Origin of the sequence: Streptomyces sp. ISL-96 (assembly GCF_018614035.1) — a bacterium.
Classification (GTDB): Bacteria; Actinomycetota; Actinomycetes; order Streptomycetales; family Streptomycetaceae; genus Streptomyces.
Map to the genome: position 1 here is coordinate 84,905 of NZ_JAGGPA010000039.1, position 23,367 is coordinate 108,271.

Annotated in this window: 27 protein-coding genes; 20 read left to right on the forward strand and 7 right to left on the reverse strand. The window is 69.5% G+C overall.

Annotated features, from left to right (window positions below; genetic code table 11):
- Nucleotides 1-836 precede the first annotated feature (836 nt).
- The 3 genes from J7E96_RS24325 to J7E96_RS37640 all read left to right on the forward strand — a co-directional run bounded on the left by J7E96_RS24325 (nucleotide 837) and on the right by J7E96_RS37640 (nucleotide 2,542).
- Nucleotides 837-1,460 carry a PASTA domain-containing protein gene (locus J7E96_RS24325; RefSeq protein WP_215133805.1) on the forward strand — a complete coding sequence of 208 codons (624 nt, stop codon included), beginning with the start codon at nucleotides 837-839 and terminating at the stop codon, nucleotides 1,458-1,460.
- A gap of 71 nt (nucleotides 1,461-1,531) precedes the next feature.
- Nucleotides 1,532-1,771, forward strand: coding sequence for a helix-turn-helix domain-containing protein (locus J7E96_RS24330; RefSeq protein ID WP_215133806.1), 240 nt, complete (start codon nucleotides 1,532-1,534; stop codon nucleotides 1,769-1,771).
- 570 nt (nucleotides 1,772-2,341) lie between these two features.
- Entirely contained in the window at nucleotides 2,342-2,542 is a 201-nt protein-coding gene (locus tag J7E96_RS37640; RefSeq protein WP_251070350.1) for a hypothetical protein, read from the forward strand.
- A gap of 17 nt (nucleotides 2,543-2,559) precedes the next feature.
- Here J7E96_RS37640 and J7E96_RS24340 read toward each other — a convergent pair whose 3' ends face one another.
- Together J7E96_RS24340 and J7E96_RS24345 are read right to left on the reverse strand one after the other, a co-directional pair.
- The gene (locus J7E96_RS24340; RefSeq protein ID WP_308296109.1) at nucleotides 2,560-3,354 is read right to left on the reverse strand and encodes a phosphotransferase; all 795 of its coding nucleotides are present in this window, start codon (nucleotides 3,352-3,354) and stop codon (nucleotides 2,560-2,562) included.
- An 89-nt stretch (nucleotides 3,355-3,443) separates the two neighbouring features.
- Nucleotides 3,444-4,835: a helix-turn-helix transcriptional regulator gene (locus tag J7E96_RS24345; protein ID WP_251070351.1), complete on the reverse strand. Its 1,392-nt coding sequence runs from the start codon at nucleotides 4,833-4,835 to the stop codon at nucleotides 3,444-3,446.
- A gap of 223 nt (nucleotides 4,836-5,058) precedes the next feature.
- On the opposite strand from J7E96_RS24345, the gene J7E96_RS24350 reads away from it, so the two are divergent.
- The 12 genes from J7E96_RS24350 to J7E96_RS24405 all read left to right on the forward strand — a co-directional run bounded on the left by J7E96_RS24350 (nucleotide 5,059) and on the right by J7E96_RS24405 (nucleotide 13,207).
- Nucleotides 5,059-5,484, forward strand: a complete 426-nt coding sequence (locus tag J7E96_RS24350; protein WP_215133809.1) for an ATP-binding protein — start codon at nucleotides 5,059-5,061, stop codon at nucleotides 5,482-5,484.
- Between the two features lie 34 nt (nucleotides 5,485-5,518).
- Nucleotides 5,519-5,986, forward strand: coding sequence for a DUF6415 family natural product biosynthesis protein (locus J7E96_RS24355; protein WP_251070352.1), 468 nt, complete (start codon nucleotides 5,519-5,521; stop codon nucleotides 5,984-5,986).
- Nucleotides 5,956-6,432, forward strand: coding sequence for a DUF6302 family protein (locus J7E96_RS24360; protein ID WP_215133810.1), 477 nt, complete (start codon nucleotides 5,956-5,958; stop codon nucleotides 6,430-6,432). The genes J7E96_RS24355 and J7E96_RS24360 overlap by 31 nt, the downstream gene beginning before the upstream one ends.
- 53 nt (nucleotides 6,433-6,485) lie before the next feature.
- On the forward strand, nucleotides 6,486-6,692 hold the full coding sequence (locus J7E96_RS24365; RefSeq protein WP_215133811.1) for a DUF5999 family protein: 207 nt from the start codon (nucleotides 6,486-6,488) through the stop codon (nucleotides 6,690-6,692).
- Nucleotides 6,689-7,339, forward strand: a complete 651-nt coding sequence (locus J7E96_RS24370) for a hypothetical protein (RefSeq protein WP_251070353.1) — start codon at nucleotides 6,689-6,691, stop codon at nucleotides 7,337-7,339. The genes J7E96_RS24365 and J7E96_RS24370 overlap by 4 nt, the downstream gene beginning before the upstream one ends.
- Before the next feature lie 179 nt (nucleotides 7,340-7,518).
- On the forward strand, nucleotides 7,519-8,538 hold the full coding sequence (locus J7E96_RS24375; protein ID WP_215133812.1) for a thymidylate synthase: 1,020 nt from the start codon (nucleotides 7,519-7,521) through the stop codon (nucleotides 8,536-8,538).
- Nucleotides 8,535-9,572 carry a nucleoside-diphosphate kinase gene (locus J7E96_RS24380; protein WP_308296110.1) on the forward strand — a complete coding sequence of 346 codons (1,038 nt, stop codon included), beginning with the start codon at nucleotides 8,535-8,537 and terminating at the stop codon, nucleotides 9,570-9,572. Before J7E96_RS24375 ends, J7E96_RS24380 begins: the two co-directional genes overlap by 4 nt.
- A gap of 29 nt (nucleotides 9,573-9,601) precedes the next feature.
- Entirely contained in the window at nucleotides 9,602-10,780 is a 1,179-nt protein-coding gene (locus J7E96_RS24385) for a radical SAM protein (protein ID WP_215133813.1), read from the forward strand.
- Nucleotides 10,777-11,379 (forward strand): 3'-5' exonuclease, encoded by a 603-nt coding sequence (locus tag J7E96_RS24390; RefSeq protein WP_215133814.1) that lies wholly within the window; start codon nucleotides 10,777-10,779, stop codon nucleotides 11,377-11,379. Before J7E96_RS24385 ends, J7E96_RS24390 begins: the two co-directional genes overlap by 4 nt.
- A complete protein-coding gene (locus J7E96_RS24395) occupies nucleotides 11,376-11,984 on the forward strand; it encodes an AAA family ATPase (protein ID WP_308296111.1) in 609 nt (202 codons plus the stop codon). Before J7E96_RS24390 ends, J7E96_RS24395 begins: the two co-directional genes overlap by 4 nt.
- A gap of 186 nt (nucleotides 11,985-12,170) precedes the next feature.
- On the forward strand, nucleotides 12,171-12,692 hold the full coding sequence (locus J7E96_RS24400) for an aldo/keto reductase (protein ID WP_251070354.1): 522 nt from the start codon (nucleotides 12,171-12,173) through the stop codon (nucleotides 12,690-12,692).
- Nucleotides 12,692-13,207, forward strand: coding sequence for a hypothetical protein (locus J7E96_RS24405; RefSeq protein ID WP_215133816.1), 516 nt, complete (start codon nucleotides 12,692-12,694; stop codon nucleotides 13,205-13,207). The genes J7E96_RS24400 and J7E96_RS24405 overlap by 1 nt, the downstream gene beginning before the upstream one ends.
- Before the next feature lie 116 nt (nucleotides 13,208-13,323).
- Here J7E96_RS24405 and J7E96_RS24410 read toward each other — a convergent pair whose 3' ends face one another.
- Nucleotides 13,324-14,601: a GAF domain-containing protein gene (locus tag J7E96_RS24410; protein ID WP_308296112.1), complete on the reverse strand. Its 1,278-nt coding sequence runs from the start codon at nucleotides 14,599-14,601 to the stop codon at nucleotides 13,324-13,326.
- Between the two features lie 325 nt (nucleotides 14,602-14,926).
- Nucleotides 14,927-16,561, reverse strand: coding sequence for an acyl-CoA dehydrogenase family protein (locus J7E96_RS24415; protein ID WP_215133817.1), 1,635 nt, complete (start codon nucleotides 16,559-16,561; stop codon nucleotides 14,927-14,929).
- A 17-nt stretch (nucleotides 16,562-16,578) separates the two neighbouring features.
- Between J7E96_RS24415 and J7E96_RS24420 the strand changes: the two genes are divergently transcribed.
- Nucleotides 16,579-17,736: a YihY/virulence factor BrkB family protein gene (locus J7E96_RS24420; protein ID WP_215133818.1), complete on the forward strand. Its 1,158-nt coding sequence runs from the start codon at nucleotides 16,579-16,581 to the stop codon at nucleotides 17,734-17,736.
- Between the two features lie 80 nt (nucleotides 17,737-17,816).
- On the forward strand, nucleotides 17,817-18,569 hold the full coding sequence (locus tag J7E96_RS24425; RefSeq protein WP_215133819.1) for an AraC family transcriptional regulator: 753 nt from the start codon (nucleotides 17,817-17,819) through the stop codon (nucleotides 18,567-18,569).
- Here the strand turns inward: J7E96_RS24425 and J7E96_RS24430 are convergent.
- Nucleotides 18,509-18,904, reverse strand: a complete 396-nt coding sequence (locus tag J7E96_RS24430; protein WP_215133820.1) for a VOC family protein — start codon at nucleotides 18,902-18,904, stop codon at nucleotides 18,509-18,511. The two genes, J7E96_RS24425 and J7E96_RS24430, sit on opposite strands and share 61 nt — an antisense overlap.
- 128 nt (nucleotides 18,905-19,032) lie before the next feature.
- Between J7E96_RS24430 and J7E96_RS24435 the strand changes: the two genes are divergently transcribed.
- Both J7E96_RS24435 and J7E96_RS24440 read left to right on the forward strand, forming a co-directional pair.
- On the forward strand, nucleotides 19,033-19,725 hold the full coding sequence (locus J7E96_RS24435; RefSeq protein WP_215133821.1) for a response regulator transcription factor: 693 nt from the start codon (nucleotides 19,033-19,035) through the stop codon (nucleotides 19,723-19,725).
- Nucleotides 19,718-20,830 carry a sensor histidine kinase KdpD gene (locus tag J7E96_RS24440; RefSeq protein ID WP_215133822.1) on the forward strand — a complete coding sequence of 371 codons (1,113 nt, stop codon included), beginning with the start codon at nucleotides 19,718-19,720 and terminating at the stop codon, nucleotides 20,828-20,830. Before J7E96_RS24435 ends, J7E96_RS24440 begins: the two co-directional genes overlap by 8 nt.
- Here J7E96_RS24440 and J7E96_RS24445 read toward each other — a convergent pair.
- Nucleotides 20,805-22,022, reverse strand: coding sequence for a GTP-binding protein (locus tag J7E96_RS24445; protein ID WP_215133823.1), 1,218 nt, complete (start codon nucleotides 22,020-22,022; stop codon nucleotides 20,805-20,807). The genes J7E96_RS24440 and J7E96_RS24445 overlap by 26 nt on opposite strands.
- A gap of 5 nt (nucleotides 22,023-22,027) precedes the next feature.
- Complete coding sequence (gene rpmF / locus J7E96_RS24450; protein WP_028814853.1) at nucleotides 22,028-22,198, reverse strand: 50S ribosomal protein L32; 171 nt, start codon at nucleotides 22,196-22,198, stop codon at nucleotides 22,028-22,030.
- A 151-nt stretch (nucleotides 22,199-22,349) separates the two neighbouring features.
- Here rpmF and J7E96_RS24455 point away from each other — a divergent pair, with 151 nt between their 5' ends.
- Nucleotides 22,350-23,237 carry a slipin family protein gene (locus J7E96_RS24455; protein ID WP_251070374.1) on the forward strand — a complete coding sequence of 296 codons (888 nt, stop codon included), beginning with the start codon at nucleotides 22,350-22,352 and terminating at the stop codon, nucleotides 23,235-23,237.
- Nucleotides 23,238-23,367: the final 130 nt, after the last annotated feature.

The window sequence follows — 23,367 nt, forward strand, 5'->3', positions numbered from 1 at the left end:
CAGTCTTACTTGTCAGTGTCGGTTGAATCGGAGCTGTGCTGCGCATAGTTTCGAATCACAGAACCACTGAAAGCATGAGAGGGCCCAACTCCTGCCAGAGTCGAGCCCCCTCGCGCAGTTCACGAGCCCGGTCGCCTAGCAGCAGACCGGGCTCGCTGCGTATGCAGCTGCCGCGGCCCCGACCGGCGTCTCGTGTGTGGGCGTTCTACCGGACGAACTCTCCCACTGCGGCGATCGCCGCCAGGAGCAACCCGACGAGCCCGATGCCGACCGTCAACCGCTCATAGACGGTCCACCTCTGACGTGGGTTGCTCTCCTCGCGATCGTCCACTGCCCCTCCCTTTCTCCGTTCAGCCCCGGATGGGCCGAAGCCCGCGAACCCGCCCATTTGTAGGCGGAGTTGGGGGAGATCGGTGGAACAGCGATTATCCTACACACACCAAGGGGGGTAGACGCCAACAGCCACGTTTCCGCAGGTCAGTGGCGCGATGGGCGTAACGTCCGCCGTGGCGACGGAAGTTAAAGACCAACTGATGACCTTGAATAAGACGCTCACGATTATTTCCGTGTAGCGAAACGCTGATCCGGCAATTGGTGACCACTTAATTGACATCTAAGTGGTCACCTAATCGGCGACTATTTCGGAGGACTGTTCCGGCGCGCTTTTCAGCTCAGGAATCTGCGTGGCTCCCCAGGCGTCATCACATAGGAAGCCAGACTTGCAGCCTCGCCGGCGTGCGGGGCTTCCTTGTGTCACAGAACAGCCATACCGGTACCACACGCCCCACACCGCGGGCACGATGCTCCCCTCACCAGCAAGAATCCCAAGGGGGATCATGCGCACCTGCACCACCACCCTCGCGCTCGCCGCCGCAGCGCTGCTCACGCTTACCGCGTGCCAAGACACCACTCAGGCGGGGTCAGACAGCACCAGCGAGAGCAAAGCACCTGCCCCCGCCAGTCCCGGGAGCAACGACGACGCAAAGCCCGCCGCACTGCCCAACATGGTCGGCAAGGGCCTCCAGTCCGCCCAGGATCAAGCCCAGGCAGCAGGGTTCTACGTCCTCAAGTCCCACGACTCCCTCGGACGGGCACGTAACCAAGTCCTCGACCGACAGTGGAAGGTCTGCACCCAGACGCCCAAGGCCGGCGAGCACCTGACCGACACAACGGTCGACTTCGGAACCGTGAAGCTCACCGAGGACTGTCCCAGCGCAGACCAGGGGGAGCCGAAGGAAGCTGGCGGGACGATGCCCGACTTCGCGGGCAAGTCCGTCAAAGCTGCGAGGCAAGCCCTGGACAGCTCGACCAGCCTCACCGTGGCCGACCTCTCTGGTGAAAGCCGCATGGTCCTCATGGAGTCCAACTGGAAGGTCTGCGGGCAGGACCCGAAAGCAGGCTCAAAGCTCGATGGGCAGCCAGTCACCCTCACCGCGGTGAAGTTCGAAGAGTCCTGCTGATCGCCTCGCCCTTTCTGCCCGGCCGTCCCCTGCTCCGGCGGCCGGGCTTCTGCATGTTCCGGAGGTGACCTATGGCCTCCAGGCTCGTCACCGCTGAAGAGCGCGAAGAGATCCGTCGGCTGCACGGTGAGGCCAAGGGCTGTAACGAGATCGCGAAGCTCCTGCGCCGCAGCGGCATGACCATCAGCGCACACGTCGAAGCCCTCGGCTTGCCTTGGTCCTGCTATGGATCGGCGGCCAGTTGCCGCTCCGCCTCGTCGCGGAGTACGGCCAGGCGGCCTGCCACCACCAGCGCGACCTGTTGCCGGTAGCGGTCGGCGTCCCGGTTGTCGACGACGGGGCTCCACGTCGGCGTGCGGCGATTCAGCCCGGAGGACGCAGTTCGCCCGAGCCCCGGGCGATCAGCGTCACCGGTACCGTCCGGGTCCGCGCCGCCGAGCGGTCGCCGGACAAGCGGGCCAGGATCTGCTCCGCCGCAGCCGTCCCCATCGCCGCCGGTTCTGCGCGACGACCGTCAGGCCCGGCTCCAGCACCGCCGCCAGCGGCAGATCGTCGAAGCCGACCAGGGCGACATCGCGCCGGCCGGCCTCGGCGAGCGCCGGGACGACCCGAGCGAGGCGAAGTTGTTCGCCGCGAACACGGCGGTCGGGGGAGTGGCGAGGGCGAGCAGGCGGCGTACGGCGACCCCTGCCGCGTACGGGTCGTGGGCCGTGACGACCAGCGAAGGGTCGTACGGAAGACCCGCCTCCGCCAGCGCCGCCCGATAACCCGCAGCCGCATCTTGCGGGTATAGAGGGTGGCCGGCCGGTCCCCGATGAAGGCGACCCGGCGATGGCCGTGCGCGATCAGATGCGCCACGCCCACCCGCGCCAGGGAAGAAGGTGACGGCGCACTCGCTGCGGGCCGGGCCGAACACCGAGATGGTCGCCGCCAGCGTCCCCCTGCGGGAACGCAACCGCCGCGGCCGGTGGTCTCCCGAGTCGCACACCGCGGACACCGTGTACGACAGGCCCGAGACCGACGACCAGTACGACCCACTGTCCAAGGTCCCCATCGGCGGCCACAAGCCCCCTTCGAGCTGACCTGACGGACGCGCTGGTCAGAGGATGCCTTTCCACGACCACGGCCGCGGACCGGATCGACCGCGCAAGCAGTCGATCCGGTGCCGCGCCTGGTCCACCCACTCCTCGTTCGTGGCCGCATGTTGCGCGGCGTACGTCGCCATCCGCAACTCCCTGGCACCCGCGAGGATGGGGTAGCCCTCCCACTCGGTCACGTCGCGCCCATACTTCTCGCAGAACTCGGTGTACTCCGGCGCGGTGACCGCGCCGGTCGTCTTGGCACGGACCGCTGTAGATACGAGGTCCCATTCGGGCGGTCCAACGGAGAAGCGCTCCAGGTCCATCATCAGGGGCCCGTCGCTCGTACGGACGAGGTTTCCAGGCCACGCATCTCCGTGCACGGCGCAGTCCGGGAGTCCGGCCGGCCGTTCCTCCCACGCTGCGGAGAGATCGCGATGTAGTCCGCGGAGCCACTTCCTGTCGCGGTCCGGGATCGTGTTGGCGGCGTCCAACCGTTCATCTACCCGGACGAAGGGATCGAGGTAGCCCAGCTCGATGTCCGGCACGGGCAGGGAATGGAGCTGCGACAACAGGCCCGCGATGTCGCGCACCGACCCGTGCTTCAGGCCGGGAAGTTCCACCCAGAAGGTCACGGGCCTGCCGTCTGCGCCGACCGGCTGCTCGTCATTGACGAGGCGTACAGCGGGGATGTTCTGCTGCGCGAGCCAGCGTGCGACGCGGACCTCACGGGCTGCTGCGGCGTCCGTGCCCGGTCGTCCGATCCGTACGATCACGCGTTGCCCGGGGAGCCGCCATATCTGGTTCTCAGCCACCCTTACGGGCTCCGCCCCGGCAGCGTCCAAACCGACTTCTGAGCACGCCCGTTCGAGGGCGTGACGGGCGGATGCGGGGGCCGAAGTGGTCATGCCGAGACCGTAGCGGCGATCCGCTCACGCAGGGCAGAAGCCTCCGGAATCTTCGGGTGCTTGGAGGCGAAGCGGCCGAGCTGCCGAAGGTCGTCGCGAGCCCGGCGGGAGGTGAGCCGGCCGACCTCGTCCAGCGCGTCGTGCCCAATCATTGCCGCCTTCCGCGGGTCGCCCTTCGCCATCATCAGGGCGGCCAGTTTTGTACGGGAGATAGCGCGAGAGCGGTTGAAGCCGTCGGCGTGGCCCTTCACCGCGTTGTCGAAGCGCTGGGCCGCCCTGCCCGGGTCCTGCCCGGCAAGGATGGCGAGATCAAACAGGGCGTGGGCGGTGTCACCGTTGTGCTGCGCTGTGTCGTAGTAGGCCATCCACTGCGGGTCTTCCGCAGGGCGGGCCCGGGTGAATGCTTCATCGGCCGCGCCGACGGCCGCCATGGTGTCACGGACGTTGCCCATCTTGCCGAACGCACGGGCGCGCGCGGTGTGCAGCATGGCCTGCTCGGTGGCGGTCAGCCGGTCGGAGCGCACCAGACCCTTCTCCGCATAGGTCAGGCCGTCGTCAGGTGCGCCGGTCCACACCGCCTGTCGTGCCAGGAACGAGTACGTCTTAGCCCGTAGGTGCCAGTCCCCCGCCTCCTCCGCGCAGTCGGCCGCGAACTTGAAGGTCTTTGTGGCTTCCTCGTGGTGGTAGGCGTCGAATGCCGACGCTCCCACGACGATGCCGAGCCGAGAAACAGCGGCGAACAGGTCAGCACGCAGGTGCTCGGAGCACTGCACTTGAAGGAGGCCGGCGGACCACTGCATCGCGCTGCTGGCCACATCCCGGACCATGCCGCCCCCACCCAGTTGGTTATCCATTCCGCTGATGGCGACCGCCGCCGCGAGAACCTGGTCAATGTGGCCAGGGCTGACGTTCTCCGGGAGGGACAGCCCGGAGGGGGCGAAGACTTGAGTGACGTCTAAGGGGGCGAAGGCGGCGAGGCCGCTGACTTGGAGGAACGAGCGTCGATCCACTGGCTCATGGCTCCTGGGGCGAGGAGATGGTTCGTCTCTCCCCAGGATGCCGCCTGCCCGCACCTGAACGGTCCCTTCCCCCCTACCCGCTGAATGCTTATCGGCATCAGCCCGCTTCCTATCGGCGTCGCGGTTCCCAAAGACCATCGGCCACGCCCGGTCGAAGAGGCCCCCAGTGTGGAAGACGTCGTCGAGCCGCTGGGCCAAATCGCGCCGACAGCTCGGGTACTTGCCCTTCTCGATAGACAAGATCATGTCGTCGCTGACCTGCACTAACCGCCCCAGAGCCTTAGCAGACAGCTTCTCGGCCGTACGCAGCTCGCGCAGCTCGTTTCCGAACCACTCCTGGGGGGACGCCCCCGGGTCGAGCTTCTTCATTGGCTGCGGCATTCCCTGCCCCCGAAGTCGTTGATGCCGAACTTCCAAGTCATCGGCATCAGGCTCTGCACGTTCTCGGTGCGCTCTGCCTGAATGGTTGCTGATCGGTTCGGTCCCAGTACACACCGCTACCGAACCCTGCTGAAGGGGTTCCGGCAGAACGGAGGGAACAGCGATGGAAGTACTCGCCGATACCCACGAGCGGGACGCTTCGGTTCGGGCCATGTCCAGAATCGTGGACGGCCAACTCGACATGACGTTCGATGTCCGGGCCGACGATCTGGGATCGGTGCGAGCCATCGTGCAGGCGCACCTGACCTGGTGGCGTATCGACAGCGAGAGCAGCTTCCGGATGCTGACCGTGGTGAACGAGCTGCTGACCAACGTCATGCAGCACACCCCGGCCGACGACGACGGGCACCGGATGGCCAGCCTTCTCCTTCAGCGTGTCCCGGGCGGCATCGCCGCGGTCGTCCGCGACCAAGACCCCCGTCCGCCCGTGTACGTCGCACCGAACCTGATCGCCGAGGACGGCCGCGGCCTGATGTTGCTGCGCGCTTTGGCGGACGAGACCTCCGTGACCGCGACGACCGCCGGTAAGGACATTTGGGCGTTCATAGTGACGCCTGGCACATCCGAGCACATCTAGCACCCCCATGGCCGGCCCCCTTCAGGAGACCTTGATGTCCTTCACCGCTCTTGCACCGGAGAACGAGGTGGTTCGGAGCAGCCACTGGCCGCACGCGGTCGAGAAGTGGAAGGCGCCCCTGGACGCCGGCACTCTCGCCCGCGTCGTGGACCGGCTTCGCGGGATGAAGCCGCTGGAAGCGATTCTGGACGACATCGGCGACGTGCTCGGTAATCAGGAGCCCCGAGAGCACGAGTCCGAGGAGATCGCCCAGCGCTTACGCGGCGACCTCATGCGGCTCGTCACCATCGCGGTTGCCGCTGCCGACGACGACGCCGTGGTGACAGAACTCATCCAGCAGGCCCGCACGCTGCGCTCCGAGGAACTGCCGGGCGACAACCGTAAGGCCATCGGCCACCTCCGGCGGATGGCCCGGGTCACCAATGACCTGCTGGCACGGCTCGCCGAGACCGGGACGACGAAGGAAGCCATATGCCGACCGCTACCCGCCCCGGGCCGCTGACCGTCTCTCTGCTGCCCCCGCACGAGGCGTACGACTACGAGTACTACAAAGCCCGGCTCGCCGACCCCGCGCTCCTGGAGGACAGCGTCGCCATCTGCGTCTTCCGCGCGCCGCTGCTCGCCATCCCCGCTGGCGGTCAGCGGCTGGGCGGCTACCACCCCGTGACGGACATGAACGTCGGTCTGGCAGTCCGTGACCTTCTCCAGGGGCGGCCGGGCTTCACGAACCTGCGCCTGCGGTGGTCGCCCTACCCGGACTCCTGCCCCGTCGTGGAGTGGGGCGAGAAATCGCCGACGCTCTGGGGACGCTACGACTACGTCACGTTGGGCCGGTTCTACGGCTACAGCGATGTGGCCATTGATGAGTTCTCTACGCGCTCCGCCGCTCGACGCGGCCTCCAGACGCCCTCTTCGGCCCCCCGACTCCGCTCTCCCGCAGTTCAGTAGACCCACCGAAGAGGGCACTGCCCACCGCATTACTGAAAGGAAGAGCGACGCACATGTGCCAGCACATGCCTCCGTGCCCCACCGCCGAATTGCCGGACCACGAAGCGGCTACAGCGGTCGCGCAAGACCACGTGATGGGCTGGACTCTGCTGTGCAACGGCGTCCTGAATTTCGATGACACCGGTGAGCTGCTGCCCGACGGCACGATCATCGCGCCGCACCGGCCCACCACTGCGACCGGCACGGGAACCACCTCATGAAGGGCGTCCCCAGCAACGTGCGCGTCCCCTACATCACAGCCCGGCAAGGCGAGGAAGAAGACTCGTTCCTCTCTCTGCGCGCTTCCTTCGGCGAAGACGGGAAATCGCGACTCGGCTACTGGGACGAAGTCCCCGGAGACCGCGACCTGCACGGTGTCCTATGGGGCCGGTGCTCGCAGTCGATCGGGCCTGGCCGACTGCCCGAGGGCTTGCCGAGGTGGAAGATGATTCACCCCGCTCGCCAGCGGGAGACGATGGCGATGCTGCGCTGCCAGGTCTGCGTTGGGCCCGCGAAGACCGACGCCGGCACCCTGTTCCTGGAGACAGCGACGGGATATCGCTCAGGCTGGCCTCCCAGGACCGCCCAGCCGCCCGTCTGCCTGGAGCACGCACACCTCGCTGCCGAGCGCTGCCCCCACCTGGTCCGTAACGGACACGTCGCGCTCATGGTGCGCAAGTCCCCGCTCTACGGCGTCATCGGCACGCCGTACATGTACGGCTTGGACGGGGTGCAGGCACTGGCTGGCGACGATGCTCCGGTCCCGTACGGAGATCCCGGTCTTTGGTGGTTCCTGGCCTCCCAACTCGTGCGCGAACTGCGGGACTACACGGTCGTCAACCTGGACGATCTCGTGCCCGCCGCATAGACCGCCGCCCGGCGGTCCTGACCCCCTGTATCGGACCGTCGGGCGGCCCTGGCTCCGGCGCGGGGAGACCTGCACGTCTCCTCCCCTCGTGCCCAGACCCCCGCGCCGGCGAACGCACAGAGCACAACGCCCTTGTCCACCAGCCGCGCCCGCGGCTGCGCACCGACCTGGAGAAGTTCATGCTCACCGCACCGACCTATCGCAGCGTTGAGGGTGCCTACCTGGCCCTGCTGCAACTGGCCTCGATCAACTACGAGCAGCACATTGACGCTCGCGGGAACGAGGCTCGCGAGGTGATCGGCGTTGGCTTCCGTCTGCCCGACCCCCGCCAGAGGCTCCCCTACCTGGTGATGCGAAAGGCCAACCCGATCTTCCAGTTCGCCGAGGCTCTCTGGTACCTGGCCGGCCGCCGTGACCTGGAGATGATCGGCTACTACGCGCCGTCCATGCGATCCAGCTCCCCCGACGGCATCAACCTCGGTGGGTCCGCCTACGGCTACAGCCTCTTCAATCCCGCTGAGGGCGACACGGTCTCGCCGTTCGACCGGGTCCTGGAGCTGCTGCGCACGGAGACCGACAGCAAGCGCGGGTACCTCCCCGTCTTCTCCGCTGCCGAGCTGGCTGTCAGTGACAACCCCGACATGGCGTGCTTGGCGGGGCTGCACCTGCTCGCGCGTGGAGGACACCTGCACATGCTTTGCAACATGCGGGCCAACGATCTGGACTGTGGCCTGCTCAGCGACGTGTTCAGCTTCACGATGATCCAGGAGTACGCAGCCGTACAACTCGGCCTGCAACTGGGGACGTACACCCACATCATCGGCTCCGCGCACGTCAACGAGCGGAACGCCGAGCGCGTCAAGAGGGTGCTGAACGAGGCGGACGTCCGACGCCACCCGCAGCACTTCCCGTTCCCGGCGATGTCCCAGGAGACCAACCCCGCGACAATCGCGCGAGTCCTCGAACACGAGGAACTGCTGCGTACGAACAAAGCCCAGTACAGCGCGGAGGACATCGCGGGCCTCGACGTGGACGCGTACTGGCAGCAAGCCGTGCTGCTGTTCGAGGTGTACCGGCAGATCGAGCACGACCAGACCGACACCGTGAGCCGCGACGTGCTCAACGCGCTGCACCCCGGCCTGGGTTGGCTCCTCGGACACCGCTGGCCGGCCTGCGCGACCACCGGGGGCGAGCAGTGAGCCCGAAGCCGCCGAGCGGCACCGTGGTGGAGGGCATCGACTTCGACCGCTGGGCGGTCATCCTGTGCAAGCCGGACGCCGTGGCACGCGGCCTGGTGGACACGGTGCTCGAACGGATCGCCGCCGCCGGCGTCACCGTCACCAGCCGCCGCGACCTCACCGCGCAGGCGTGGCAGGCCCACGTCGCCTACCGGGACCTACTCACGAACACCGGCGCGGCCCCACGCGTACTCCCCGGCCGAATAGACGCCGCCTATGCGAACCAGCCCGTCGTCGTCGCGCTCGCGCACGGCGAACCGGGGGTGCACGCACGCCTGCGGCAACTCATCGGAGACACCGATCCCACCCGGGCTGTGCCCGGCACGATCCGCCGGGACCTGGGCAACGACAGCATGGCCGCCGCCCTCTCGGAGAAGCGCCTCGTAAGGAATCTCGTGCACACTTCTGACGACCCTGACGCGGCCCGCCGCGACTTCGGCACGTGGCTTGGCTCCGGCCGTCCGCTCCAAGTGCCTGACTTCGAGTGCTGCTCGGTCATCCTGTGCAAGCCGGACGCCGTGGAGCTGGGCCTGGTGGACGCCGTACTCGAACGGATCGCTGCCGCTGGAGCGACGGTCACCGATCGCCGCGACATCACGGTTGAGGCATGGCAGGCCCACGTCCACTACTGGGACCTACTCGTGGACGCCGACTGGTTCCCGGACCGAGACATCCCCGCGTGCCTCGAAGCCGAGTACGGCCACCGGCCCGTGGCCGTGGCGCTCGCCCACGGCGAGCCCGGGTTCCACGGTCGCCTACGGCAGCTCCTCGGCCACTTCGACCCCACCCACGCCGCGTCCGGCACGATCCGCGGCGACCTCGGCGACGACAGCCTGGAAGCCGCACTCGCGGAGAAGCGCCTCGTACGGAACCTGGTGCACACCTCCGACGACGCTTACGCCGCCCGGCGAGACTTCGGCACTTGGTTCGGCGCCGGCCGCCGCGCGCTCCTCGCTCCTCCCGTTCCCCTCCAGGCCACACCTGCCGATGCCTGATCTCTTCCACCAGCCTCCGGAGGGACTCTATGACCGCTCCAGTAGCCCCGCCCCGCCGCGCTCTGCCGATCCTGTCCGCCGACAAGATCGGTGGGCTGAAGCCGGAGCTCGCCGACGTGATCGAGTACCGCAAGTCGGGACTGTCGCTGAACTGGATCGTCGGCTGCCCGCTGGAGTGCGGGTACTGCGTCCGGCACCTGTTCGACAACTTCGAGATGAAGCTGCCTCGACGCCTGATGAGCGACGAGGAGGCTGTCAACCGCCTCGTCAGCCACCCGTACTTCCGGGCGCACACGACGCCCATCCAGCTCCTGAACCGAGCTACCGACCCCATGCTTCCCATCGTCAAGCCGCACGTCTTCAACGTGCTGCGGGCGCTGGACGAGCAGGGCTTGACCAACCACGTTTTGGTCATCACCCGGTGGCGGGTGGGCCCCGAGGACTGCGCCGTCCTCAACAGCTTCAAGCACCTGCGCCTGACCGTGCTGGTCACGCACTCCAACATCTCCAACCCCGCCATCGAGCCCGTGGACTCCCGCATCGCAGCGGAGAGCCTGCGCACCCTGTACGAGCACGCCGAGCGGTACCGCACGGTCCTGTACTGGCGGCCGATCGTGCCCGGCCTGAACGACTCCGACGCCGACATCGAGCGGGCCCGGGAGCTGTCTCAGCACGCGCACGCCACCGTCTTCACGGGCCTGTTCTTCCGCGAGGAGATCGCCTCCTACTACGAGTCGCACGGCCTGCCGATGCCGTACGACGAGACCGCACGGCGCAAGATCATGCCGGAGGTTGCCGAACAGCGCATCCTCGATGCGTTCCAACAGGACGGCTCCTGGGGCGCCCTGTTCCGCAAGACGAGCTGCGCAGTGGCGTACGCGCACGGCGAGGCCGACTACAACGGTCACTTCGGCATCGAGGAGCTGTGCGAAATCTGCCCCGAGGATCAGATCGCACGGTGCAAGTCAGCGTGGGTCAGGCCGGATCTGGCGACGGTCACGCAGGAAGCCCGAGTCCTCGGCGCGACGGGTGAGGTAGAGGTCAACAGTCGTGCCATCGTCGTGGAGGGACTGGACGAACCGCCGCGCTACTTCCTTCAGCACGGCTTCGGCTACCAGTGCCACGACCGCGCCAAGCCCCACCACCACCGCCAGCACGGCCGAGCACCCATCGGCTGGAAGACGGGGAACGGAACCGAAACCGCATGAACTTCTCCTCCTGGCCCTCGCTGCTCGTTGTCGATGTCGAGGGCAACGGCACCAACCCGCCCGACTTGGTCGAGGTCGCCGCCCTGCCCGTACGCGAGGGGCAGCCGGACACGAGCACGGCGGGGGCGTGGCTGACCAAACCGCGTCACCCCGTCACGCCCTTCGCTGCGCGCGTCCACGGCCTGACCAACGAGCGGCTGGAACGCGAGCCGAGCTGGGAGGAAATCGCCGACCAGGTCCACATGCTCCTGGGCGTCTCGTGGATCTGTGCTCACAACGCCCATGTGGAATACCGGGTGTTGTCGGCCCACCTTCCGCAGTGGCGGCCGGCCGGAGTGCTCGACACGCTCCGGCTGGCCAAGGTCACCTATCCCGACCTGCCGAAGTACTCACTCGACGCCCTGATCGAGCGCGTCCAGCCGGACCTGAGCGCGGCACCCGCGCAGCGGCACCGCGCCACTTTCGACGCGTACGCCACGGCACAGCTCCTCATCGCCATGGCTGCTCACTACGACACCTGGGACCAGCTCGTCGCCGCGGCTGTGCCGCCCGGCCTGCCCGGCGCCCCCAAACCTGAAGAGGAACCGACCCTGTGGTGACTACGACTTCGCCCATCCGCATCGGCGTGATGGGCGCCCACTCCACCGGCAAAACCATGTTGCTCAAGCGCATCGAGATGGAGCTGCGCGGCCACGGAATCCCCGTGGCCCGCACGGGCCAGATCGGGAGGAGAGCCGCGCTCGTGCCCCTGCCGAAGATGGAGCAGCACACTGCGGCCTCCACAGAGTGGGTCATGGCGCAGGGCATCGCCGACGAGATCGCCGCTGCTGCCCGGCCGGAACCCGAGCCCATCCGGGTCGTCCTTGCCGATCGCGCCGCCTGGGATGCTCTCGCTTACCTCCACGCGGCTCAGGAGTGGCGCCAGGAAGCCCCGCACCGACTGGAGCGCGAGCGGCTGCGCCTCCTCGCTTCCACGCAGGCCCCGAAGTACGACCTGCTCCTGGCGACGGTTCTGGACCCGGCGTTGCCGGTCGAGCACAAGCACGACTACGACGCCCGGTACCGCACGCTGGTCGATCGGCACACGCACACGCTCCTCACCGAGGACGAGATCCCGCACCAGCGTGTGACCAGCGACCCCGACAGTCAGGCCCGTGCCGTCGAGCGTGCGCTTCAGCTCTGCCTTCAGGAGGCCGCAGTATGAACAGCGCGCCCCCGGCCGGCACGATCACCATCGCGGGGAAGACCGTGTCCCGCCTCGGTTTCGGCACCATGCGTCTGACCGGCCCCGGAACGTGGGGCGACCCGGACGACCGCGGCCGGGCCATCAGCGTGCTCTGCCAGGCCGTCCACTCGTACGGCATCACGCACATCGACACCGCGGACGCCTATGGCCCCCACAATGGTGCGGCCTGCCCCCGACGTGTGGGCCCCGCACGGCCACCCCATGTACCTCCGGTCCTGCGTCGAGTTGAGCCTTCGCCGCCTGGGCGTCGAGCGGCTGGAGCTGTGCTACCTGCACCGCATTGACATGGAGGTGCCCGTGGCAGATCAGATCGGCATGCTCCAGGCCCTCCAGGACGAAGGCAAGATCGGGCACATCGGCCTGTCGAAGGTCGGTCCCGAGGAGTTCCGCAGTGTGGCGAAGGAGGTCACCGTCGCGGCCGTGCAGAACGTCCTCAACGTTCACGACCGTTACGACCCCATGGTGGAAATCTGCCGGGACGAGGGAATCCCGTACGTGCCCTACCGCCCACTCGATGCGGGGAGCGCGGCACTGGGCGGGAATGTATCCGCTGCGCTGTCCTGGCTGCTCGAACTCGGCCCGCACGTTGCGCCCATTCCGGGCACCAGCAATCCGCAGCACCTGGCGGACATCGTGAACGCTGTCACGGACGGCGGGAGGGCGTGATGCCGACTGTCGCACCGGCCGCCCCTGTGGTCCGCGCACGGGCCCCTTACGAGAACTGGCGCCCCCCGATCATCGGCGTGACTGTGCTCGTTCCCGTTGGGGCCGACGAACTGCTCACCGCGGATGCGACCGACTGTGGGTGCCTCGTACTGCCCACTGGGGCGGTGGAGGAAGGCCAGACGCCCGAACAGGCCGCCCAGTTCGTCTTACCGGGCGCACACAACGGTCTGCCCGTACTGCGGCGAGTCGCCGTGGACCAAGTGCAGATGAGACGCCGGAAGGTCATCACGCACCTCGTGGTGACCAGCCCTCTCACCCATGAGGACGCCGCAGTCCTCACCTACCGCGACCCGCGCGCCGTCCTGCGCGTCCTGCCCACTACTAGGACCATCGCCGACCTCCCGGAGCGCGCGCGGGCGCGGGCGCTCCTCGGCCTCCAGGCCCTCGCGATCGGCGTGATGGCCTACGTCGAAGACGGCACGGTTCAGCGCGTCGAATCCGTCTCTGCCGCATAGGGAACGGCTGCCGCCTGCGGACCGGTACGGACCTCCCCGTACCGGGCCGCTGCGTGCGACGACCTGCTGCCGGCGTACCGCTAGGGCGAACCGCCGCGGGGGGCAAGCGTGCCGACCTACTCCAAGCTGCCCGTGCGGCGCGCAGCTGTGATCGCCGGGGCCGTGGAGTGGGGCAGCAGGTCCGCCGGGTGGGCGGGGGCGATCACCTCCACCTCCACCTCGTCCGCGAAGCGGTACGGACGGTGGGCCAGGACCTGGGCCAAGTGGCGGCGCAGGCGGGATATTTCCGCCCGTACCGTCACCGTCCGCGTCCGGTCGCCGAACAGATCCGCCGCCAGCTCGGCCGCGCTGCGCCCCTCCCGGTGCGCACTCAGCGCGTACAGCAGCTCCGCGTGCCGGGGACTGAGCTCATGCGTCCAGTCCCCGGCCGGCCCCGAAACGGTCACCGAGGAACGTCGTCGGCTGCTTACGTCGAGTACGACCCGGCTCACCGCTGCGTCGAGCGCCTGCGCCGCCTCCTCCACCCGCACCAGCCACCCGCCCGGCAGCGGTTCCACCGCGCACATCCCCAGCGACGGCAGCCATCTGCGGCCCGCCCGGAACGACTTGGGCAGCGGCAGCCGGTCGACCGGCGGCATCCCGGTCACCGCCGCGAGCCAGCCGTGCGCGTCGACCGCGAGCGCCCGGCCGCCCACCCGGCACAGAACCGGCGCCGCCACCGACCGCAGGCGTTCCACGGACCTGAAGTGCCGGTCGCGCAGTTCGGCCTCGGCGAGCCGGGCCACCGATTCCACCAGGGCGAGCGTGGCCGGATGGAACGTCGAGTCCACCCCGCTCACGTCGATGACGCCGAGCATCCGCCCGTCCCGCGGATCGTGCACGGGCGCGGCCGCGCACGTCCAGTCGTGGAGCGTACGGACGAAGTGCTCCGCGGAGTGCACCTGAACGGGACGGCGCAGCTCCAGCGCCGTACCGATGCCGTTCGTGCCCGTCGTGTCCTCGCTCCACGCCGCGCCCGCCTCCAGGCAGATGCCGTCGGCCTTGCGCATCACCCCGCGGTCGCCGTCGCGCCACAGCACGCGGCCCTCCTCATCGGTCACCACCATGATCTGCTGCGACGCCTGGACGACCGCGATCAGCCCCTGGCTGAGCGAGGGCAGCAGCTCACCCAGCGCGGTGGCCCGGCGCCGGTGCTCCAGCTCGCCCACCGGCAGGAGGTCGCTGCTCGTGCTGCGGTCCGGGTCGATGCCGATACGCATCACGCGCTGCCAGGACGCGTCGATCACGGGGCGCGGCGCCGCGCGCGGGGTGTCGCCGGCGAGGGCGGTTTCCCGTACCCGGGCCAGCAGCCGGGCCGAGTCGGCGCTGTGCACGGCGAGAGGTTCGATCTTCACTGGGCGTACCCCGTAACTCACGTGAGGGTCACTTGCGTGAGGCGGTCATTCCTCATCGTGCCCATCGTGCCGCGCCGTCGGCGCGCATGCCCGGGAGTCCGCTACTCCGGACAAACATTGCAACGGTCTGCAACTCTCGTGCGCCGGTTGCGCCTGTACGAAAGTGGAGACGTTCAGCCGGGGTGGTGCCGCGTCGGCGCAGCACCACCCCGGCGGCTCTCTTCTCCCGACGGGCCGTTACCCCCGGCGGCCCGTCGGGCCGGAGCGCGGCCGTTCTACGGGGTGGCCGTGGTACGGCGGGCCGGGGTACGGCGGGTCGTCGCCGTCAGACCACCGCCCTCGCCCGCTCCACCACCGACCCCAGGTCGAGACTGTGCGGCAGCGTGCCGAACGCCGCGCCCCAGTCACCGCCCAGCCGCGACGCGCAGAACAAGTCCGCGACCTCCGGCGGCGCCCAGCGCACCAGCAGCGAAGCCTGCAGCACGAGCGCCATCCGCTCGACGACGCGCCGGGCCCGCCCCTCCATGCCCTCCAGGTCGGCCAGTTCGGTCAGCAGGTCCTTGATCGCCCCGTCCAGGCGGTGGTCGGCGCCGCGCGCCTGCCCGATCTCGGTGAGGAACGCGTTGAGCGCCTGCGGTTCGCGCTGGAGAGCCCGCAGGACGTCCAGCGCCTGTACGTTGCCCGAGCCCTCCCAGATCGAGTTCAGCGGCGCCTCGCGCAGCAGCCGCGGCATGCCGGACTCCTCTACGTACCCATTGCCGCCCAGGCACTCCAGGGCCTCCGCCGCGACCGGTGTGCACCGTTTCGTCACCCAGTATTTGGCCGCCGGGACCGCGAGCCGCAGGAAGGCGCGGTCCTGCTCGGTGTCGCTGTCGTACGCCGCCGCCAGCCGCATCGCGAGCGTCGTCGCCGCCTCCGACTCCAGCGCCAGGTCGGCCAGCACGTTGCGCATCAGCGGCTTGTCGATCAGCTTGGAGCCGAAGGCGCTGCGGTACGCCGCGTGGTGCGTGGCCTGGGCCACGGCCTGGCGCATCAGCGCCGCCGAGCCGACCACGCAGTCGAGCCGGGTCGCGGCCACCATCTCGATGATGGTGCGCACGCCGCGCCCCTCCTCACCGACCAGCCGCGCCCACGTCCCGTCGAACTCGACCTCGCTCGACGCGTTGGACCTGTTGCCGAGCTTGTCCTTGAGCCGCTGGATCCGGAATACGTTGCGCGTACCGTCCGCGAGGACCCTCGGCACCAGGAAGCAGCTCAGCCCGCCCGGCGCCTGCGCCAGCACCAGGAAGCCGTCGGACATCGGTGCCGAACAGAACCACTTGTGCCCGGTGAGCAGATACTCACCCTCCCCGGCCAGCGGCTCGGCGTTCGTCGTATTGGCCCGTACGTCGCTGCCGCCCTGCTTCTCCGTCATGCCCATCCCGAAGAGCGCCCCGGCCTTGAGCGACGGTGGCCGCAGCCCCTCCTCGTACACGTGCGAGGTGAGCCGCGGCTCCCACTCGGCGGCCAGCGCCGGGTCGGTGCGCAGTGCCGGGACCGCCGCGTGCGTCATGGACAGCGGGCAGCCGTGACCCGCCTCGGCCTGTGTCCACACCAGGAACCCGGCCGCGCGCCTCACATGCCCGCCGGGCCGCCCCCAGGCGTCCGTGAGCCCTGCCGCGACGGCCTTGCCCAGCAGCCGGTGCCAGGCCGGATGGAACTCGACCTCGTCGATCCGATGGCCGTAGCGGTCGTGTGTCCGCAATTTCGGTGGATTTTCATTGGCCTGCACCCCCCATTCCTGAGCCTGGAAGGATCCGGCGGTGCGGCCGAGGCCCGCCAGTTCCTCCCGTACCTCCTCGGAGAGTTCGGCCGCGATGTGCCGCTCCACCGCCTCCGACAGGGCCAGGTCGGCGGTGAAGACGTCGTACTCGACCAGGGGCGGAGCCTGGTTGGTCACTGTGTGAGTGGTGGCTGCCATGCCGCTACGGTAAGGAGGTGCAGGCAGCAAAAGAAACACCCGAACGGCCCCGAGGCCGTCTTCACCGGGCCAGAGTCCTCTACCGCAATGTCTCGAAGCGCAAGTTGGTCTGGTTGCTGCTGAAGGACACTGTCAACTCGTGCATCGAGTACCGCATCCTCGGTCTCGCGGCCGAGGCGGCGTTCTTCACCCTGCTGTCCCTGCCGCCCCTCCTGCTGGCCATGATCGGCCTGCTCGGTTATGTCGACGCCTGGACCGACACCGACACGGTCGCGTCCATAGAGCGCAACATCCTGACCGCGGCGGAAACGGTCCTGTCCGACCGCGGCGTCAACGATTTCGCGAAACCGCTCATCGCCGATGTCACCCAGGGCGCCCGCCCCGACATCATCTCCATCGGCTTCGCCATCGCGCTCTGGTCGGGCTCGCGCGCTGTCAACGTCTTCATCGACACGATCACGGTCATGTACGGCCTGGACGGCCACCGCGGCATCGTGAAGACCCGCCTGCTGGCCTTCCTGCTCTACATCATCGCGCTGGTGATCGGCGCGGTGGTGATGCCGCTGATGGTGGTCGGTCCTGACCGGGTGGTGGACCTGGTGCCCTTCGGCACGGAAGTCGTCAGCATCCTGTACTGGCCGGTCGTCATCGTGCTGTCCATCGTGTTCCTGACGACGCTCTACCACGTGTCCGTGCCGGTCCGTTCGCCGTGGGTCGAGGACGTGCCCGGCGCGCTGATGGCCCTCGCGATGTGTGTGCTCGGCAGCTTCCTGCTCCGGATCTACCTCACCAGCACGGTCGAGGGCCCGACCATCTACGGCTCCCTCGCGGCCCCCATCGCCGTCCTCCTGTGGATCTGCATCTGCGCGTTCGCGGTGCTGGTCGGCGCGGCGGTCAACGCCGCGATCGACCGGGTCTGGCCCTCCGTCGCCACGGCCGCGGCCCGCGAGGCGAACGACCGCGTACGCACGGCCCAGGCGGCGGCGGTCATCGCGCGCGCGGAAGCGCGGGCGGCGGCGGGCGACCCCGACCTGGACGATCCCGACATGCCGTCAGAGTTCCCGGAGCGGTGGTCGCGGTTCCTGCCGCCGGACGACGTGAAGTCCCGCCTGCACACGGGCCGCGAGAAGGACCCGAAAGGGACGTCCCGCGCGGCCCGCGAATCGCGCCCGTAGGGCGTCCCGGGGGCTGGGGGCTTGCCCCCGGTTTCGGGAAGGGGCGGGTAGGGGAACAAGAGATCCCTAACCTGGACACCATGTACGCGGAACGCCCATCCCGGCTCGACGGCGCCGTCGTCTGGACCCGCACCGTTCCCACAACGGCCCCCGCCGCCCCCACCCGCCCCGTCCTCCCGGACGGCTGCATGGACCTCCTGTGGACCAACGGCAAGCTGTACGTCGCAGGCCCCGACACCCACGCCCACCCACCCGGCGACACCCCCGCCGGCGCGACCGCCCGCTACGACGGAGTGCGGTTCGCGCCAGGCGCGGGCCCCGCACTCCTCGGCGTACCCGCGCACGAACTGCGCGACCAGCGCGTGGACCTGGCCGACGTGTGGCCCGCGGCCAGGGTGCGCGCCCTGACCGGCCGGGTCAGCGGCGCCGCCGACCCGGCGGCCGCCCTGGAGAGCCTCGCCCTGCGGCACGCGGCGGACGCACCCCCGCCCGACCCCGTACTGCGCGCCGTCGCCCGCCATCTCGACGCGGGCCGCACCGTCGCGGAGACCGCTGACGCCGCCGGGCTCGGCGCCCGGCAGTTGCACCGCCGCTCACTGGCCGCCTTCGGGTACGGCCCCAAGACGCTGGCCAGGATCCTGCGGCTCCAGCGCGCGCTGGCTCTCGTACGACAAGGGCTGCCGTACGCCGATGCCGCCCTCGCCGCAGGCTGCGCGGACCAGGCGCACCTCTCCCGCGAGATGCGCGACCTGGCCGGCACGACCCTGGGCGCCTACGCGGCGTCGGCGAACAGAGAGACGCCGCAGCCGTCGGGATCCAGCACCACCGCGTAACGCTGTCCCCAGAACGCGTCCCAGGGCTTGAGGTGCCCACGGTGTCCGGCGGCGATCAGAGCGTCGTAGACCGCGTCGACCTCGGCCGGGCTGTCGCAGCGGAAGGCGAGCCCGACCCGGTCGCCGCCACCCTCCGGCCTGGTCCAGTCGGGATCGAAGGAGCGGATGGTCTCCTCGGTGTCCCACAGGATGCGCAAGCCACTGGGCAGCGTCGCCTCCGCGTGCGGCGCGGTGTCGGCCTCGGCGGGGATGTCCAGGCCGAGGAGTCGGTAGAAGGCGAGAGAGGCGGCCATGTCGGCGGCCACGATTCCGATGGCATCAAGTCGTGGAGTCATGAGTTCAACGTAGGCGGGGCGCCCGCCTGCGTTCTTGAAGGAATCGGACACTGGACGCCGGCGGACGTCATCGCTTCGTAAGGGGGCCGGACACCCTCCGCCGCCCGTACGTCGACGAGACTGGACCCATGCAGAACATCCTGGTCGTCGACGACGATCCGACCGTCGCCGAGGTCGTCACCGGTTACCTGGAACGCGCGGGCTTCACCGTGACCCAGGCCGCCGACGGCCCCGCCGCGCTGCGGCAGGCGAAGGACCGCCGGCCCGATCTCGTGGTCCTGGACCTCATGCTGCCCGGCATGGACGGCCTGGAGGTGTGCCGCGAGCTCCGGGCGGACGGTCCCGTCCCGGTCATCATGCTGACGGCGCGCGGCGACGAGGACGACCGGATCCTGGGCCTGGAGGTCGGGGCCGACGACTACGTCACCAAACCGTTCAGCCCGCGCGAGCTGGTGCTGCGCGTCGAATCCGTACTGCGCCGCGCCGCCGCGCAGCACCCGGGCCCGCAGGTGCGGGCCGCCGGCATCGTCCTCGACCCGGCGGGCCGCCGCGCCACCAAGGGTGGTCGCGAACTGGCCCTCACCCTGCGGGAGTTCGACCTGCTCGCGCACCTCATCAGCCACCGGGGCGAGGCCATCGGCCGTGAGCAGCTGATGCATGACGTCTGGGGCTGGGAGTTCGGGGACCTGTCCACCGTCACCGTCCATGTGCGGCGGCTGCGCGGCAAGATCGAGGACGACCCGGCCAGGCCCCGCCTCATCCAGACGGTCTGGGGCGTGGGTTACCGCTTCGACGACCGTCCGGAGGCCACCCATGCGTGACCTGCCGCTCATCGCCCTCATCGCCTTCCTCGGCGCGGCCGCCGCCGGCCTGCTGGGCGCCGTGGTCCTGCGCCTCCTGCGCAGCCGCTCGGTCGCCGTGTCGCTGACGGTCGTCGCCGCCGTCACGGTCACCGCGATGCTCGCGGGCACGCTGGCCGTGGCGCAGGCGATGTTCCTGTCCCCGCACGACCTCACCGTGGTGACCATGGTCGTGGCGATGGCTGCCGTGGTCTCGCTGGCGACCGCGCTGATCCTGGGCCGCTGGGTGGTCGCCCGCAGCAACGCGCTGACGCTGGCGGCCCGTACCTTCGGCGACGGCGGTTCTTTCGCCGCCCCCACCGGATCGTCCACCGCCGAACTCGACGCGCTGGGCCGGGAACTGGCCGCCACCAGCGCGAAACTGGCCGCCTCCCGCGAGCGGGAGCGCGCCCTGGAGACATCGCGCCGCGAGCTCGTCGCCTGGATCTCCCACGACCTGCGCACCCCGCTCGCCGGGCTGCGCGCCATGTCGGAGGCCCTGGAGGACGGCGTCGTCGCCGACCCGGCGCGCTACCACCGGCAGATGCGCACCGAGGTCGACCGGCTCAACTCCATGGTCGGTGACCTCTTCGAGCTGTCCCGTATCCACGCGGGCGCGCTCGCCCTGACTCCGGTACGCATCTCCGCCCACGACCTGATCGGCGAGGCACTCGCGGGCGCCGACCCGCTCGCCCGCGAACAGGGCGTACGCCTCGTCGGCGACACGACCGAAGCTCTTCCGCTGGAAGTCGACGCACGCGAAATGACCCGCGTCCTCGCCAACCTCCTGGTCAACGCGATCCGCCGTACCCCTGCCGACGGCACGGTCGCCGTCGGCGCCGAACTGCGCGAGGACCACGTGGTGCTGTCCGTCACCGACGGCTGCGGCGGCATCCCGGCCGAGGACCTGCCGCGCGTCTTCGACACCGGCTGGCGCGGCTCCGAGGCCCGTACGCCTCCGGGGGGCGCGGGCCTCGGGCTCGCCATTGTCCGCGGCATCGTCGAGGCCCACGCGGGGCGGGCCGACGTACGCAATGTGAAGGGTGGCTGCCGCTTCGAGGTCACGCTCCCGGCAGCGCCGCTGTAAGGGGACCGGAGTCGGCTGCCTCGTGTTCGCACGCGTCGTCGATGCCGTACGTCTCCCAGGCGGGGAACGGGTCGTCCACCAGGGCGTTTTCCCCTGATGTGGCGAGGCACGCGGTGAGCGCCGCTCGCAGGGCCTCGGCCCGCAACCCCGTGCCGATGAAGACGAGTTCCTGCCCCTGCTCGGTGTCCGCGTCGCGTGCCCCGGAGGGCTCGAAGCGGGCCACGGCGCCGGCCTGCGACCACAGGCCCGTGACGCGGGGGCGGGTGGACAGCCAGAAGAAGCCCTTGGAGCGCAGGATCTGACCGTACGCTCCACTGTCGAGCTCGCGGGTGACGAAGTCCCACAGGCGCCCGGGATGGAAGGGGCGGTCCGCGCGGAACACCGTGCTGGAGATGCCGTACTCCTCGGTCTCCGGCACATGATCGCCGTTCAGCTCCCGCACCCAGCCCGGTGCTTCCTGGGCGCGCTCCAGGTCGAAGAGTCCGGTGCCCAGTACGTCGGCGGGGGAGACGCGGCCGTGGGTGGCGGTCACGATCCTGGCGGCCGGGTTGAGGCGGGAGAGCGCCGCGCGCAGCCGGTCAGCCGTCTCCGGTTCGACGAGGTCGAGCTTGTTGAGCACGATGACGTCGGCGAACTCGATCTGGTCCATCAGCAGGTCACTGACGGTGCGGTCGTCGTCCTCGTACTGGTCGAGGCCGCGCTCGGCGAGCCCGTCGCCGCCGGTCAGCTCGGGCAGGAAGCCCGCGGCGTCGACGACGGTGACCATGGTGTCGAGGCGGGCCAGGTCGCCGAGCGTGGCGCCGTCGTCGCGGGGGAACGCGAACGTGGCCGCGACCGGCATGGGTTCGGAGATGCCGCTCGACTCGATGAGGAGATAGTCGAAACGACCCTCCCTGGCCAGCCGGTCGACCTCTTCGAGAAGGTCGTCGCGCAGGGTGCAGCAGATGCACCCGTTGGTCATCTCGACCAGTCGCTCCTCGGTGCGCGAGAGCGCCGCCGTGCCGCCCCGTACGAGCGCGGCGTCGATGTTGACCTCGCTCATGTCGTTGACGATCACGGCGACGCGCAGGCCGTCCCGGTTGCCCAGGATGTGATTGAGCAGGGTCGTCTTGCCGGCTCCGAGGAAGCCGGAGAGCACGGTCACGGGGAGCCGGTCGAGGGCCGGGAGGCCGGGGAGGGCTGTGCTGATCATGTCGGTCAGCCCTCGGGGCGCAGGAGTCCGCGCTCGTACGCCTTGGCCAGCCGCTGCGGCACGCGGTACACCGAGCCGTCGACGGTGACCGGGACCAGCTGTGGCGTGGTGGCCTTCCACTGGGCGCGGCGGTGACGGGTGTTGCTGCGGGACATCTTGCGCTTGGGTACGGCCATGGGGTCCTCCTGTGGTGAACGAACGCGTCACCGCACGCTACATGCAAATGGATTCCATGTTCAATTTAGGGTCGGTTGTTGTGTCTCGACCGGGGCGTAGGTCGGGCGTATCGTGACCAATAAGATGCGGCTCGGACCCATGGGGGTCGTGATGCTCGACGAGCTTCTGGCAGCGGGAGCGGCTACTGGGGCGGCCGCCGTGGTGTACGTCATGGCGGCGGCGCGGGTGGTGCGGCAGTACGAGCGGGGCGTTGTCTTCCGCCTCGGGCGACTGCGCAAGGACGTCCGTGGCCCCGGTTTCACCATGATCATTCCTGGGGTGGACCGGCTGCGCAAAGTGAACATGCAGATCGTGACGATGCCGGTGCCCGCGCAGGACGGCATCACCCGGGACAACGTCACGGTCCGGGTGGACGCGGTGATCTATTTCAAGGTGGCGGACGCCGCCGACGCGGTGGTGCGGGTGGAGGACTACCGGTTCGCGGTCTCGCAGATGGCGCAGACGTCGTTGCGGTCGATCATCGGTAAGAGCGATCTGGATGATCTGCTGTCGAACCGGGAGAAGCTCAACCAGGGGCTTGAGCTGATGCTCGACAGCCCGGCTGTCGGGTGGGGTGTATCGATCGACCGGGTCGAGATCAAGGACGTGTCGCTGCCGGAGACGATGAAGCGGTCGATGGCCAGGCAGGCCGAGGCCGACCGGGAGCGGCGGGCACGGGTCATCAACGCGGACGCGGAGCTTCAGGCGTCGAAGAAGCTGGCGGAGGCGGCGGGGGTCATGTCCGAACAGCCGGCGGCGCTTCAGCTGCGGCTGCTGCAGACGGTGGTGGCGGTCGCGGCGGAGAAGAACTCGACGCTGGTGCTGCCGTTTCCGGTGGAGCTGCTGCGGTTCCTGGAGCGGGCGGCGCAGCCCCAGGCGCAGGCGCCGGCCCAGGCGGAGCCCCCGCCCCAGGTCCAGGCGGAGCCCGAGCCGCGGTTGCCGCGTGTGGATGAGCCGCCGGGCCTGACGGCCGAGCAGCCGCCCGCGGTTACCGGCTAGCTGCGGGCCGGGGCCGGGTGCCTGCGGCGCTTTTCCCCTACCCGCCCCTTCCCGAAACTGGGGGCAAGCCCAGGGCAAGCCCCCAGCCCCCGGACGCCCTTCGGGCGTGTCCTCAACTGCCGGACGGGTT